This window comes from Pedobacter sp. AK017 (genome assembly GCF_014200825.1).
Lineage (GTDB): Bacteria > Bacteroidota > Bacteroidia > Sphingobacteriales > Sphingobacteriaceae > Pedobacter > Pedobacter heparinus.
The window spans coordinates 330,042-344,769 of record NZ_JACHCW010000006.1 but is presented as its reverse complement, the minus strand read 5'-3'; the positions used below and the strand labels follow the sequence as shown (position 1 = coordinate 344,769).

Genomic DNA, 14,728 nt, shown 5'->3' with positions numbered 1-14,728 from the left:
ATAAGGCTGACCTTTGCCACGTTCTGAGAAAATAAACTCTTTTTCTGTTGTTTCCATACACTAGTTTTTGTGTATAGCTTTTTTAGGAATGGACACTGTAAAGAAAAAGGAGCGCAGTTTAAAATTAAAACAGCCGCTAAACAGCTAAAAAAGCACTATGTCTTAAATTTTAAAAAAAGGTTTGCAATCAATTGATTAAAAATTTGTTAATTACGTTTACACAGTTATTTTTGCTGTCCCCTGATTGTGATCAAAACGCTTATATGAACCACAGCAAATCACGAAAAGGAAAACCAAACAAAAAATAAAACGAGTTAAATAACCTAAACGAGAAGAATTACAGTATGGAGTTTTTACAAAACAATTTAATTTATCTGATCCCTGCAATGGGGCTGATTGGCATTCTTGTAATGGCAGTTAAAAGTGCCTGGGTGAACAAACAGGATGCGGGTGATAAGAACATGCAGGAGCTGGCCGGATATATAGCCGATGGCGCCATGGCTTTTTTAAAAGCTGAATGGAGGGTACTCAGCATTTTTGTGGTGTTTACTGCAGCATTGCTGGCCTATTCAGGAACCATACACGAGGTAAATGGTGTAGCCTTACATTCCAGCTGGATCATTGCTATCGCATTTATTATTGGTGCTGTATTTTCTGCAACGGCAGGATATATAGGAATGAAGGCCGCAACAAAAGCTAATGTTCGTACTACCCAGGCGGCAAGGACCAGCCTAAAGCAGGCTTTAAAAGTATCTTTTACAGGCGGTACCGTAATGGGGCTTGGTGTAGCAGGTTTGGCCATACTGGGTTTGGGCGGCCTCTTTATTGTTTTTCTTAAGGTATTTAATGTAGTTGAGCCCAACAGCACAGAAATGAAAACTGCCATAGAAGTACTTACAGGCTTTTCGCTTGGGGCAGAATCTATTGCCCTATTTGCCCGTGTGGGTGGTGGTATTTATACCAAAGCTGCTGATGTTGGGGCCGATCTGGTAGGTAAAGTTGAAGCCGGAATTCCTGAAGATGATGTACGTAACCCTGCTACCATTGCGGATAACGTAGGTGATAACGTAGGCGATGTAGCTGGTATGGGTGCCGATCTGTTCGGCTCGTATGTAGCTACTATTCTGGCAACGATGGTGTTGGGACAGGAAATTGTGGTCGATAAATTAAATGGAATCGCAGTTGACAACCTGAACGGATTTTCACCGGTACTGCTCCCAATGGTCATCTGTGGCTTAGGCATTCTTTTTTCTATAGTAGGTACCTGGTTTGTGCGCATTAAAGGTGAAGACTCCAATGTGCAAACGGCCTTAAATTTAGGCAACTGGGGCTCAATTGTAATTACAGCCATTGCTTCTTATTTTGTAGTTACGGCCATGCTTCCTGAACATCTGCACCTGCGTGGTGTTAATTTCAGTAGTCTGGATGTATTTTATTCCATTATAGTTGGCTTAGTAGTGGGTACTTTAATGAGTATCATCACCGAATACTATACGGCAATGGGCAAAGGGCCGGTAAATTCAATTATCCAGCAGTCGGGTACCGGTCATGCCACCAATATCATCGGTGGTCTGTCTGTAGGGATGAAATCTACCGTTGCCCCCATTCTTGTTCTGGCCGGTGGTATCATTTTTTCTTATGCCTTTGCAGGTTTATATGGGGTTGCCATTGCAGCTGCCGGTATGATGGCTACCACTGCCATGCAGCTGGCTATTGATGCTTTCGGGCCAATTGCAGATAATGCTGGTGGTATAGCCGAAATGAGCCAGTTGCCACCTGAAGTACGCGAACGTACAGATAACCTGGATGCTGTGGGTAATACTACGGCTGCTACGGGTAAAGGTTTTGCCATTGCTTCTGCTGCCTTAACTTCACTGGCCTTATTCGCAGCATTTGTGGGCGTTGCAGGCATTTCGGCAATAGACATTTACAAGGCGCCTGTACTTGCCGGTTTATTTGTAGGTGCAATGATCCCTTTCATCTTTTCGGCTTTATGTATTGCAGCCGTTGGTAAAGCTGCGATGGATATGGTACAGGAAGTACGCCGTCAATTCCGCGAAATTCCGGGTATTATGGAATATAAGGCAAAACCTGAATATGAAAAATGTGTAGCCATTTCAACCAAAGCCTCTATCCGGGAAATGATGCTGCCGGGTGCAATCGCACTATTGGTACCTATTCTTGTTGGTTTTGGTTTTAAAGGAGTTTTCCCATCAGTAAGCTCAGCCGAAATACTTGGTGGCCTGCTGGCTGGCGTTACGGTTTCGGGCGTTTTAATGGGTATTTTCCAGTCTAATGCCGGCGGAGCCTGGGACAACGCCAAGAAATCATTCGAAAAAGGCGTAGAGATCAATGGTGAGATGCATTATAAAAAGTCTGAACCCCATAAAGCTTCAGTAACAGGTGATACCGTTGGAGACCCTTTTAAAGATACTTCAGGCCCGTCCATGAATATTCTGATCAAACTGATGTCGATCGTCTCGCTGGTGATCGCTCCTTATATTGCAGTAACCGGTACCGGGGCCACGGTAAAACTAACTGCACCGGTAACACCAACTGAGCTGGCCGTTAAACCGGCAAACGGTTTAAAAGTTGTCCGGGTTACGCAAAATGTAACAGCAATTAAAAAAGCAGCAATTAAAAATTTTTAGTTTAGCAATAAGCTTACAAAAGGGATTCAGAAAAGAATCCCTTTTATTTTTAGATATATTTTCTTTAGGTTTGACAAGATTATGATATGGTTATGACAATCATAAAGAAGAATAAAATTAAACGGCATAAAAAAACAACTTATTAAACTAAACCACAAACTATGAATTTTAGAAAGTCGATTGACTTACTCACTAAGGAAGCAGCTGAGAGCGGTGAGGGAACACTAAAAAGAACATTAGGGCCGGTAAATCTGGTTGCTTTAGGTATTGGGGCTATTATTGGTGCGGGGCTGTTCTCCATTACCGGTTCTGCCGCAGCCAACAATGCAGGCCCTGCCATCACAATTTCATTCATTATTGCTGCTCTGGGATGTGGCTTTGCAGGATTATGCTATGCAGAGTTTGCTTCCATGATACCGGTAGCCGGTAGTGCCTACACCTATTCTTATGCCACCATGGGCGAGTTTGTAGCCTGGGTAATTGGTTGGGATCTTGTGCTGGAATATGCACTGGGAGCCGCAACTGTTTCCATTAGCTGGAGCAGATATCTGGTCAAGTTTCTGGCTTATTACGATATACATCTGCCCGCACAGGTCACCATGTCGCCCTTTGAACATGCCACCCTGCTTGATGGTACCGTAGTTTCCGGTATGTTTAACCTGCCTGCAGTATTCATCATTGTAATCATGTCTTTCGTACTGATCAGGGGAACCAGTGAATCGGCATTTGTAAACGGACTCATTGTAGCCATTAAAGTAGTGATCGTTTTCATCTTTATCTTTTTGGGTTGGAAATACATCAATGCAGATAATTATTCGCCATATTTTATTCCGGCCGACAAGCCTGGCCACGAAAGTGTGTTTACACACGGCTGGGGAGGGGTAATCCGGGCGGCAGGAATTGTGTTTTTTGCTTACATAGGCTTTGATGCCGTTTCTACAGCTGCACAGGAAGCTAAAAATCCCAAGAAAGATATGCCCATCGGCATTCTGGTTTCTTTGTTTATCTGTACCATATTGTATATCCTTTTTGCACACGTAATGACAGGGGTTGCCAATTACGATATGTTTAAAGGTCAGGATGGAATTGCCCCTGTTGCTGTTGCTATTGACAATATGGGGACGAAAGATGCAGCCGGCATAGTAACACCCGCCTATCCATGGTTAAATAAACTGATCATTCTGGCCATTTTAGGTGGTTATGCCTCAGTAATCCTGGTCATGTTACTTGGACAATCGAGGGTATTTTTCTCGATGAGCAAGGATGGTCTGTTACCTAAAGTTTTCTCTAAAGTACATCATAAATATAGCACACCTGCCAAAAGCAATTTACTGTTTATGGTATTTGTAAGTTTATTTGCCGCCTTTGTGCCTGCTACTGTAGTTGGTGAAATGACCAGTATAGGTACCCTGCTGGCCTTTATTCTGGTATGTATTGGTGTAGTTATTTTAAGGAAACGTATGCCGGATTTGCCAAGGGCATTTAAAGTACCTATGGTTCCGTTAATCCCTATATTGGGTATAGCCGTTTGTTTGGGCATGATGGTATTTTTACCGCTTGATACCTGGGTACGCTTATTGGTATGGATGATCATCGGTATTAATGTTTATCTTTTTTACGGCATGAGAAATAGCCTGCTTTCGGATAACAACCAGCTTACACTGGCTAAAAGCACCAAAACCGTTTCTTATATAGGTTTTGTACTGGCCATACTGCTGATCATTGTAGCCATTATACACCATCACATTACAGATGGGGCCGATACAGGGTTGTATTATTTCTCTTTGGTTTTTGCGGCTGCGCATCTGGTGCTGTATGTGATTAAAGCTGCTACTTCCGGACAAGTGAAAGCTAAACAATAAATTCATTCGATATAAAAAACCGCCTGGTAACTTATCTGACCAGGCGGTTTTTTTATGACCATATTATCTTGCTCTTTCTACTCAGGTCAGTTCTTCACATAAAACGCCGTTTTCCGCAAGAATAAATTCCACAACATCTGCACAGGGAACTGAAGAAGCTATCCTAAGTAGCTTATCTTCAAATGTGAACAACCAGTTCTTTTTTCCAAACAACAAATTAAAAATTGGTTTTACAGCTATCAGGTCTATCCTGCTTTGTACTGACGTTTTAAAGATAACCATGTTCATTGCTTTTTAAATTATAGCATAAAGATGGGTTGTAAAACCTATACCGGAAAGCAGAAAATGGCAGGCCGCGTTAAAGATTCGGTGAACTACAAAAAAACGCCGGTAAACAAATCTTTAGTAATCTTTATTCTGAGCCATTTTACTGGTCAGGTTTGCATCAATAACATTTTGCGGAATGGGCAGTAAAAGATCCCTGGCCTGAACTACCGGTCCGGCAATCTTATTGTAAAGCTTTACCCTTTCCAGCCATTTTCCGGTCCGCAGCAAAGTATATCGTCTTTCTTCTTCTGAAAAAAGCTCTCTTGACCGCTCATCCAGAATAAAATCAAGAGTTACCTGGCTTGCATTAACCTGTGCTGCATGGGCCCTGGTCCTCAATGCATTAATTGCATCTTTTGCCAGATCTGTTGCACCTAACTTCAGATAAGCTTCTGCAAGTATCAGAAAGGTTTCGGCAGACCTGACCATCATCTGATCGTTATACTGGCGATCTACAGTTACATCCTGCGGGCTTACGTAATCCCATTTTCTCGTGCTTGGCCAATTCGGATTGGTGACTTTCTCGTTAGAGGTTCTATCCAACTGGATGACATCACCAAGATTTTTCCCGACAGGTATGCCTGCAGGGTTATTAATGGCATACGAAAACCGCCAGGCATAATCAGAGCCCCTATCGTCATTGGCATCATACAAAGTAAGTGCAAATTTTGTTGGCGACAAGCGTCCAATGCCACGACCTCCATAATCGGCACTTACGGCAAAGGGGTTCTTTGATTTGCCATCGGTACCACTCACTGCAATAGAATAATACCGGTTAACCCAATACCTGCGCATGATATTATTTCCTTCTCCTCCAGCTACATTCAATTCGTTCTGTAAAACCCAAAGGGCCTCTGTATTTCCTGCTGAACGATTGGCGTTTCCATCAACAAAAAGATCCGTGAATGCTGTACCTGGTTTAGCTGCATTCACACCAAAACGCGTGGTAACTAGTTTATAGTTGGGATTTGTAGTTACTTTTAAAGCATAATCCCTGGCCTTATCATTTTTACCTTCTGCAAGATATAGTTCTGCCAGGTAATGCTGCACAGCCCCCTTTAACACTTTTCCGGGATTGGCAGCAGAAAGTTCGGGAAGAAACTGCTCTGCAAATAACCAGTCTGCTTCTATAGCTGCCCTAACCTCTGCTACCGGAGTCCTTTGCCAGTCAGTCCGGATGTTTGTACCAGAAGATTCTTCCAGTGTTAACGGAACATCTCCCCATAAATAAGTGAGGTGCCGGTAAGCCCAGCCTCTGAAAAACCTGGCTTCGGCAAGCACCTGGTTTTTCTCTGTTTCGGTTAGGCTGTTCGGCTGTCCGGCCCTGTTGATAATGGTGTTTGCAGCATTGATCGTTTCGTACAGCCAGGACCACACATAACGGTAATGAATTACCGAGGCATTATTATTGGCACCCCAGCTGTTAAATACCTTTTCATAGGTGTCTTCATAATTTCCATAGGCATTGTCGACACCAATAAACGCTGGTTCAAGCATCAAATTGGTTGAACCGCCATAGGTACTGCCAGACCTTGAACGACGGGCTTCATCGTACAGGCCATTTAATCCTGCATCAAATCCGGCTTTATCTTTATATAAGTTATCTGCCAGTAATATATTTGGAGAGGACTCATTGAGTGTATCTTTTGAGCAGCTTGAAATAAGTGAAATGGTTAATGCGAGCTGCAATGTTATGGTTAGTGCTTTCATAATAAAATCTATAATGCTATAAGCCAATATTTAAACCCAGTATAAATTCTTTTTGTAGCGGAATGGCATCCTGGGTATTCAATTCTGGGTCCAGGCCGGTCCATTTGGTTATCGTAAACAGGTTCCGCATATTAAGATACACCTTAAACCTGCCCAGCTTAAGTCTCTCCAGCATCCTGGCAGAAAGGTTATAGGACAATGAAATATCTTTAACCCTCAAATAGCTGTCGCTTTGAAAAATGGGAACACCATATATGTTCGCGTTAACGTCGTTTGCATAATATTCGTTGGTAGGGTTGTCGGGCGTCCACCAGTTTTTACGCATGGTGTTATACCGCACACCAGAATTTACATTGTCTGCCAAAAAAGTATTTCTCCTGTTTGTACCTACTACCCCCTGTGCAAATACATAGAGTGAAAAGTTCTTATAGGTAAAATTATTACCCATTCCCCAGCTGAAATCTGGCTGCCGGCTTCCAATAATGGTCTTATCCCTTGCATCAATCTTACCGTCGTTATTGTAATCCACTACTTTGGCATACCCGGCCTTGGTATTGGGCTGGGGCGACTTGCTAAAGTCTTCCCCTACCTGCCAGACTCCCCCGTAAATGTAATCGAAGTTCACATCAATCGGCTTGCCAAGAAACCAGGTATTTAAAGTGTCATTTTTGCCATTGCCGTATAGTTCTTCTATTTTATTCCGGTTAAGCGAAATATTGGCAGTAGTGGTCCAGCTAAAATCTGCAGACTTAATGTTGATGCTGTTAAGGCCTAGTTCAATCCCTCTGTTAGCTGTTTTCCCAATATTTTGGGTAATGGTATCCACACCATGCACAGGAGAGATTTGCCGCTTTAGCAGCAGGTCATGTGTTTTAGATAGGTAAGCATCAATTGAGCCTGTTAACCGGCCTTTGAATAAGCCAAAATCAATACCCGCATTAAGGCTATTGGTTGTTTCCCATCCAAGATCCGGATTGGCCAGACTGGTAGGAATATAACCTGGTGCTGTTGCATATCCATTTACATAAGATCTTTCTGATAATTTTGCCAGTGTACGATAAGTACCTACAGCCTGGTTTCCGTTGCTGCCGTAAGAAAGTCTGAATTTGAGATTGGAGATGGTCTCTACATTCCTGAGAAATTGTTCTTCTGATAAATTCCAGCCAAGCGCTACTGAAGGGAAAAATCCATATTTTTTGTTGGCCCCAAAACCCGAAAAACCATCCCTGCGACCGGTTAGCGTTAAAAGGTATTTGTTATTGAAAGTGTAATTGATACGGCCCATCTGAGATACCAGTGTTTGCTTTGAATAAGAGGCACCAGGTGTTTTAGAGAGGGCAACATTAGCCTGGTAATAGGTTAACACATCATTAGGAAAACCAGTTGCGTCTAAGCTATTGCCCTTTATGTTGTCATATTGATAGCTGTATAAGCCGGTGAAGCTAATGGAATGTTTGCCAAAAGTGTTGTTGTAATTTAATATATTTTCTATGAGCAGGTTTCTCTGCAGCGTTTGCCCAAGACTCAGGTTGCCGTTGTCTTTCAAACCTGTCCGTGTATTTCTGCCATAATAAGTACTCTGATCACGATTGGTATATTCAACTCCTGTATTTAACCGATAAGAAAGCCCTTTTACAAAAGGCAATTGTACATTCAGGTAATTGGTGCTGACTACCTTATAGGTTTCATCATCATTACTTGCCAATGTTGTTGCCAGGGGGTTGGCAAAGAAAACATCATCCGGCCATGGATAAACCGTAAGGTTTCCGCTGGCATCATATGCAGTGGTAAGCGGGTTAAAGCGGTATGCACCATAGTCTCCTGTAAAAGAAGCCGCCAACCCACTTCTATTGTTGTAAGACAATTGGGTATTGGTGCCATAGGTAAGCCACTTGGTTACATTCATTTCCAGGTTTACCCGGGTAGACATTCTTTTAAAATCGTCATTTAGGGCAATACCCTTAACACCTAAATAGGTGGCAGAAACGTAATACTTCGAATTTTCACTTCCTCCGCTCACACCAAGTGTATGCTGGGTACGACTACCCATCCTGGTTGCCAGATCAACCCAGTCGGGGAAAACTTTTGAATCGTATACAGCCTGCTCTGAGGTTGTTATGGCAGTATTAGGTTCGCGTGTACGTTTAAAAGCATAAAATTCTTCAGGGCTCAGCATATCCGGCAGGTTGGCAAAAGACTGCAGTCCGTAAAAGCCATCATAGGAAATAACGGCTTTACCTTTACTCCCCTTTTTTGTGGTGATCAGAATAACACCATTAGATCCTCTGGAACCATATATGGCTGATGCTGAAGCATCCTTTAAAATATCAATAGACTCGATATCAGGAGGGTTAATGTCAGATATGCTGCCATTATAAGGAATACCATCCAATATAATAAGCGGATCATTGGTGGCCGTAATGGAATTCTTACCTCTGATCACTATGGAATTATTGTTACCCTCAGCACCACCACTGTTCTGATCAACACTTACGCCTGGCAGGGCACCTTGCAGGGCCTGGGCAAAATTAGTATTAGGCAGTTGGTCAAGTCTGCTCTTATCTACTGAGGCAACGGCCCCGGTCACATCTTTGCGTTTTTGTGTACCATAGCCCACAACCACCAGTTCGTCAAGCTCGTTTGTGCCTGATGAGAGCGCTACGTTTAGTACGCTGCCCGCTGCCGTATTCACATTTACCTCTTTAGTTCCATAACCGATAAAACTAAATATAAGAACATCATTTGCCCCCGCACTAATCTGATAGTTACCGTTAGGGTCTGTAGCGGCACGTTTAGTGGTTCCTTTTACCGCCACAGTTACACCGGGCAATACACCCTTATCTTTTTGATCCGTTACTTTCCCACGCACTAGCTTTTCCTGCGAAAAAGCAGGTACAACAGCAGCAATATAAAACAACAAGACAAGCGCAATCCAGTTTCTGAAGATTAGTTTCATACAGTTAAAAAATAAAATTTGGTTAGCTTTAACTCCTACTAAGTTACCTATAGTTATAGCGCATAAACAGGGCAATTGGTTCATATGTACCGGCGGTTTGTAGCAGCATACAACCTGTTTTGAATAAAAAATCACCTTCTCAGAAGATCCCTGGTAGCTTTGCGCTTTTTCAGCGCAATTATACAGGCTCCGAAAAGAATGGTTATTTTTTCCGTACTTTGTATACTAAATCAATCTGTTATGGAATTTAACTTCAGTCAAATCCTGTCAACATCGATGGTCTTGTTTGCCATCATTGATATCCTGGGTGCCATTCCTATTGTGATAGAACTCAGAAAGAAGGCCGGACATATCCAGTCAGAGAAAGCCACACTTGTTGCTACAGTATTGATGATCATTTTTTTATTTGCAGGTGAAACCTTATTAAAGGTAATTGGATTGGATGTTGCCTCTTTTGCTATAGCAGGTTCTATGGTAATCTTTTTTATTGCCATGGAGATGGTACTGGGGCTTACTATATTTAAAGAAGGTGATGCACCTGAAACGGTATCTATTGTACCACTTGCCTTTCCTTTGATTGCAGGGGCAGGCACCATGACTACCCTGTTGTCTTTAAAAACAGAGTATGCAACTCAAAACATTGTAGTGGGGATCCTGATCAATATGATGTTTGTTTACTTTGTATTAAAAAATACAGAGCGGTTGGAAAGGTTATTTGGTAAATCAGGTTTAAATGTACTTAGAAAAGCATTTGGAATTATCCTGCTGGCCATTGCCATTAAACTGTTCCGGAACAATACAGGTTTATAGCATTCATTACTGTTTGATCAAACGGGCAACGAACATGGTATCAGCCTTAGCTGCATAACCTTTAATTACCTGCATTTTTTCCAGTTTTAAAGGTAAGTTTTCTAACAGGAAAGCTACAACATCCTCATTTTCTTCTTTAAATACCGAACAGGTGATATAGATCAGGGGTTTGCCCTCCTTCAGATATTTGACCACATTAGCTGCTATTTTTTTTTGCAGCCCCGAAAAATAACTGATCTTATGGTCTTCAAAATAATATAACATTTCGGGAGTTCTTCCCCAGGTCCCCGATCCGGAACAAGGTGCATCCAGCAGGATGCCATCAAACTCATAATGATGAAGGTCCTGTTCGTTATTTTGCAGCAGATCCAGTACTTTTTTCTGATATTTTTTTAAACCCGCCTGCTGAAAACGCTCATCAAGATTATGTAAACTGTTTTCCCTTACATCACTCACCAGCAACTCAACCTTTGGCTCCAGATCATATAACAATAACGATTTACCACCAGATGCCGCACAACAGTCCCACCATTTATCCCAGGCTTGCGGTTTAAAGAAACTGCCTGTTTGCTGTGAAGAAAGATCCTGTACCTGGTACTGTTTATGCGCTGCTAAAACGGAATCTAATTTTGTTCCGTTGGGCAGTGCCAGTGTAGTTTCACTTATTTTTTCAAAATCGATCTCCTCCAGCCGTAGTGTAGCAGCAACTTTCTCCATATAACCGCTATCAACCCTGATAAACAGGTCCGGCTGTATAAAAAAGGAGGGAATAAAATCCTGCTGATCGATACCTGCAGATAGCTTATGATGAAAACTAAAAACATCATCCAATTCAAATGAAGGATATTGTTGTTTGATCAGTGCTAATTTTTCGGGAAGAGAAAGCACTACCTGATCCTTTAAACCTGGCAAATAAGTATCGATCACCAGGCTTGAGGTATGGCTACATAGAAAGTCGGCCACGGCCAGACGAAGGGTATACTCTTCTTTGATCAAAGCTTTCCCAAGCCTGAAAAAATTATACAGATAACGGCTTGCCCATCGCCTGTCTGACGAACCCATCTGCTTGTTCCGTTTAAAATAAGCAAACAAAAAACGATGCAGGGGCAATACGCCATCATAACTTTTAAAGATCTGTTCAAATGCCCTTAACTGGTGTTCTACCCTCATTCAACAATATTTAAAGCAAAGTTTTTATATTTAAGCAGCATTAAACTGGTATTAATGTACCCCAATGTATTGTTGTGCATAAAACGAAAAGAATTGTGCAGACCTTTATATCTTTCTTTGGTCAGGTATTTTAAGTAATCAACGCCATAGCTGGAAAGTAACTTACCAAAATAAAAACCAATGTCAAAGCCTTTAAACGAATACTCTCCAGGCTCAAAATTGAATGAGGCCCGGTACTTTCTGATGAAGGTGTTGACTTCAGGTCTGGTATAGTCAATTTTATATGAAGAGGAAATGATGGTATTTAAAGCTTGCAGCTGCTCGGTATTGTAGTTCTGTTTGCTCCAGTCCGGATGCCCGAAAACCGAGATATTTAATCCTGTCTTCCTGATTTTCATCAATTTATCCAGTGTGGGCACAACAAATTTCCTGTCGGATGAACTGACAATAATTACGTATTGTTTTCCTTTTACAATTTTTGGCTCCATGGTAAAAACAGAAGCATATTCCTGAAAGCTGAATTTATTCCTTTCAGTAAAGTAGGCTCTTAAAGGTTTGGCCATTACTTCATCACTGGAACCCTTTGGATTGATCAGTACAACTACGGTATTTGCCGGATTATAATTTTTGCTGATGTAACTCCCAATTTTCGCTGCATGCTGATCAACATTGTTTACAATTGAGATGAGGTTGGGGTTTGTAAATTCTTCCGGATGGGCTGCCGATAATGGATTTACTACCGGAATATTCCTGGAAACGGAATAATTGGTAATGTATTTTAATCCTTCCGGAAAAACAGGCCCTACAATCAGGTTGCTGCCCATTAGCCCTCCATTGTCAATCAGTGCCCCTATCTGGGCATTGTTGTCCTGCGTATCGTATACTTTCAGCTTAAAATTCTGACCTGATGCAGCCGCAGAATCTATACCCAACTTAAAACCCTGATAAAAATCGATGGCCATTGCAGCTCTCTCTACCTCGGCTTTTGTAGCAGTTTTTAACCGGATCTCATTTAGTCTGAAGGGGGCAAGCAACGAAATACTGGCCTGCTCAAATTTTGCAGCGGGCTTTTCTGTTTTCGGCACTTCTTTTGGAACTTCCGGCTGCTTACTTTCAGTCCTTATTTTTGGCGAACAGGCCGATAAAAAAAGAACTGAAAGTATCAGGATCCAATATTTATTCCCACTCAATAGTAGCTGGTGGTTTTGAGCTAATGTCATATACAACGCGGTTAATTCCTTTTACTTTGTTAATTATTTCATTAGAAATTTTTGCGAGTACGTTATAAGGCAGATGACACCAGTCGGCAGTCATGCCATCAACAGATTCAACAGCACGAAGGGCTATTGCATTTTCGTAAGTACGCTCATCTCCCATTACCCCTACCGATTGAACCGGCAGGAAAATGGCTCCGGCCTGCCATACCTTATCGTATAAGCCTGCTTCTTTTAAGTTATTGATATAGATGGCATCTGCTTCCTGAAGAATGGCTACTTTTTCAGCAGTAACCTCGCCCAGTATCCTTATCGCTAATCCGGGTCCCGGAAAAGGGTGACGTCCGATGATAAAGTGCTCCAGTCCCAAAGAAGTCCCAACCCTTCTCACCTCGTCCTTAAACAAAGTATTCAGGGGCTCCACAACTTTAAGTTTCATGAAATCGGGCAAACCACCTACGTTATGGTGCGATTTAATGGTAGCTGAAGGTCCTTTTACAGAAACGGATTCTATGATATCAGGATATATGGTACCCTGTGCCAGCCACTTCACATCCTGTACCTGGTGCGCTTCATCGTCAAACACTTCAATAAACACCCTTCCAATGGCCTTACGTTTCAACTCAGGATCAGAAACTCCGGCAAGCTGGCTCAAGAAACGATCTTTTGCATCTACACCTTTGATGTTCAAACCAAGGTGTTTATATTGTTCCAGTACGGCAGCATATTCATCTTTTCTTAACAAGCCATTGTCTACAAATATACAGTGCAGGTTTTTACCTATGGCCTTATGCAATAAAATAGCAGCTACACTCGAGTCTACCCCTCCTGAAAGGGCCAATACCACTTTATCATTGCCCAGTTTTTCTTTTAAATCAGCAATGGTGGTTTCTACAAAAGCATCGGGCGTCCACTCCTGCTTACATCCGCAAATGCCAACAAGAAAATTCTCCAGCAATTGTTTACCATCGGTGCTATGTGTAACCTCAGGGTGAAACTGTATGGCATAAGTTTGTGTGTCTTTAACCTGGTAAGCCGCAACTTTTACACTATCTGTACTGGCTATCAGTTCAAAGTTTGCAGGTACTTTCGTAATGGTATCGCCATGTGACATCCATACCTGCGAACCTGCAGTAATATTTTTAAATAATTTATTGCCTTCGGCAACGAAATTCAGGTGGGCCCTGCCATATTCACGTGTAGAAGAGGCTTGTACTTCACCGCCTGCATGTTGTGCGATGTATTGTGCACCATAACAAACCGCCAGCATAGGATGTTTGTCAAATTTGTTCAGATCTATCTGTGGGGCGTCTTTCTGACGGACAGAATATGGGCTACCTGACAGGATGATACCTTTAACATCTGAACCGATTTCAGGAATGTTGTTAAATGGGTGAATTTCACAATAAACGTTTAACTCACGCACCCTACGGGCAATTAACTGTGTATATTGGGAACCAAAATCGAGAATTATGATTTTTTCTAGCATGGCCAAAGTTAAGAATACTTAATCACTTCCACGCCAAATCTCTTCAAAAAATCAACGCCTTCATCGCTGGGCAATCCTTTATAGGCTGCATACGAATCCCGGTAATGAACCACCCTTATGCCCGAAGATAAAATGAGGCGGGCACAGGCAATGCAAGGCGATAAAGTGGTGTATAATGTTGAACCTTCAATTTTAGACCCGTTCTTTATACCATACAATATGGCATTCTCTTCTGCATGCAGGGCCAGAGAGCAGCTTCCCCGGGAATCCCTGGCACAACCTGCTTCCGGCCATTCTTCATCACAATTGTGTGTCCCTGCCGGAGGGCCATTGTAACCGATCGAGATGATACGTGTATCTTTTGTTAAAACAGCCCCTACCTGAGCACGCACACAATGTGAACGGCCTGCCAGGTCGGATGCTAAATTCATAAAAATATGGTTAAAACTTGGTTTTACTGTCATTCTAAGCTTATAGCCCTGATACTTTAAATAGCTCAGTGGCGTTTATTTATAATTATTGTTAATGGATTTTTTGGG

10 protein-coding genes are annotated in these 14,728 nt (G+C 42.1%); 3 read left to right on the top strand and 7 right to left on the bottom strand.

Features of this window, described 5'->3' with window-relative positions:
* The first annotated feature begins 344 nt into the window (after positions 1–344).
* Positions 345–2,651 (top strand): sodium-translocating pyrophosphatase, encoded by a 2,307-nt coding sequence (locus HDC92_RS11260; protein ID WP_183874523.1) that lies wholly within the window; start codon positions 345–347, stop codon positions 2,649–2,651.
* A 161-nt stretch (positions 2,652–2,812) separates the two neighbouring features.
* Positions 2,813–4,513 carry an amino acid permease gene (locus tag HDC92_RS11255; protein WP_183874522.1) on the top strand — a complete coding sequence of 567 codons (1,701 nt, stop codon included), beginning with the start codon at positions 2,813–2,815 and terminating at the stop codon, positions 4,511–4,513.
* An 81-nt stretch (positions 4,514–4,594) separates the two neighbouring features.
* Here HDC92_RS11255 and HDC92_RS11250 read toward each other — a convergent pair whose 3' ends face one another.
* From HDC92_RS11250 to HDC92_RS11240, 3 genes are all read right to left on the bottom strand, one after another.
* Entirely contained in the window at positions 4,595–4,795 is a 201-nt protein-coding gene (locus HDC92_RS11250; RefSeq protein WP_143715694.1) for a hypothetical protein, read from the bottom strand.
* 120 nt (positions 4,796–4,915) lie between these two features.
* Positions 4,916–6,550, bottom strand: a complete 1,635-nt coding sequence (locus HDC92_RS11245) for a RagB/SusD family nutrient uptake outer membrane protein (RefSeq protein ID WP_183874520.1) — start codon at positions 6,548–6,550, stop codon at positions 4,916–4,918.
* Between the two features lie 16 nt (positions 6,551–6,566).
* Positions 6,567–9,506, bottom strand: coding sequence for a SusC/RagA family TonB-linked outer membrane protein (locus HDC92_RS11240; protein ID WP_183874518.1), 2,940 nt, complete (start codon positions 9,504–9,506; stop codon positions 6,567–6,569).
* A gap of 240 nt (positions 9,507–9,746) precedes the next feature.
* Here HDC92_RS11240 and HDC92_RS11235 point away from each other — a divergent pair, with 240 nt between their 5' ends.
* On the top strand, positions 9,747–10,316 hold the full coding sequence (locus HDC92_RS11235) for a MarC family protein (protein ID WP_012781161.1): 570 nt from the start codon (positions 9,747–9,749) through the stop codon (positions 10,314–10,316).
* 6 nt (positions 10,317–10,322) lie between these two features.
* On the opposite strand, the gene HDC92_RS11230 is transcribed toward HDC92_RS11235, so the two are convergent.
* The 4 genes from HDC92_RS11230 to HDC92_RS11215 are packed head-to-tail and all read right to left on the bottom strand — an operon-like array spanning position 10,323 to position 14,620.
* On the bottom strand, positions 10,323–11,486 hold the full coding sequence (locus tag HDC92_RS11230; RefSeq protein ID WP_183874516.1) for an RsmB/NOP family class I SAM-dependent RNA methyltransferase: 1,164 nt from the start codon (positions 11,484–11,486) through the stop codon (positions 10,323–10,325).
* Complete coding sequence (locus HDC92_RS11225; RefSeq protein WP_183874514.1) at positions 11,483–12,706, bottom strand: ABC transporter substrate-binding protein; 1,224 nt, start codon at positions 12,704–12,706, stop codon at positions 11,483–11,485. Before HDC92_RS11225 ends, HDC92_RS11230 begins: the two co-directional genes overlap by 4 nt.
* Positions 12,663–14,189: a glutamine-hydrolyzing GMP synthase gene (gene guaA, locus HDC92_RS11220; RefSeq protein WP_183874511.1), complete on the bottom strand. Its 1,527-nt coding sequence runs from the start codon at positions 14,187–14,189 to the stop codon at positions 12,663–12,665. Before guaA ends, HDC92_RS11225 begins: the two co-directional genes overlap by 44 nt.
* An 8-nt stretch (positions 14,190–14,197) precedes the next feature.
* The gene (locus HDC92_RS11215; protein ID WP_036675538.1) at positions 14,198–14,620 is read right to left on the bottom strand and encodes a deoxycytidylate deaminase; all 423 of its coding nucleotides are present in this window, start codon (positions 14,618–14,620) and stop codon (positions 14,198–14,200) included.
* Positions 14,621–14,728: the final 108 nt, after the last annotated feature.

What these genes read in the sequence shown, in the direction of transcription:
- HDC92_RS11235 (WP_012781161.1), top strand. Translation starts at nt 9,747, where the DNA reads ATGGAATTTAACTTCAGTCAAATCCTGTCAACATCGATGGTCTTGTTT.
- HDC92_RS11255 (WP_183874522.1), top strand. Translation starts at nt 2,813, where the DNA reads ATGAATTTTAGAAAGTCGATTGACTTACTCACTAAGGAAGCAGCTGAG.
- HDC92_RS11230 (WP_183874516.1), bottom strand. Translation starts at nt 11,486, where the DNA reads ATGAGGGTAGAACACCAGTTAAGGGCATTTGAACAGATCTTTAAAAGT.
- guaA (WP_183874511.1), bottom strand. Translation starts at nt 14,189, where the DNA reads ATGCTAGAAAAAATCATAATTCTCGATTTTGGTTCCCAATATACACAG.
- HDC92_RS11245 (WP_183874520.1), bottom strand. Translation starts at nt 6,550, where the DNA reads ATGAAAGCACTAACCATAACATTGCAGCTCGCATTAACCATTTCACTT.
- HDC92_RS11250 (WP_143715694.1), bottom strand. Translation starts at nt 4,795, where the DNA reads ATGGTTATCTTTAAAACGTCAGTACAAAGCAGGATAGACCTGATAGCT.
- HDC92_RS11225 (WP_183874514.1), bottom strand. Translation starts at nt 12,706, where the DNA reads ATGACATTAGCTCAAAACCACCAGCTACTATTGAGTGGGAATAAATAT.
- HDC92_RS11240 (WP_183874518.1), bottom strand. Translation starts at nt 9,506, where the DNA reads ATGAAACTAATCTTCAGAAACTGGATTGCGCTTGTCTTGTTGTTTTAT.
- HDC92_RS11215 (WP_036675538.1), bottom strand. Translation starts at nt 14,620, where the DNA reads ATGAATTTAGCATCCGACCTGGCAGGCCGTTCACATTGTGTGCGTGCT.
- HDC92_RS11260 (WP_183874523.1), top strand. Translation starts at nt 345, where the DNA reads ATGGAGTTTTTACAAAACAATTTAATTTATCTGATCCCTGCAATGGGG.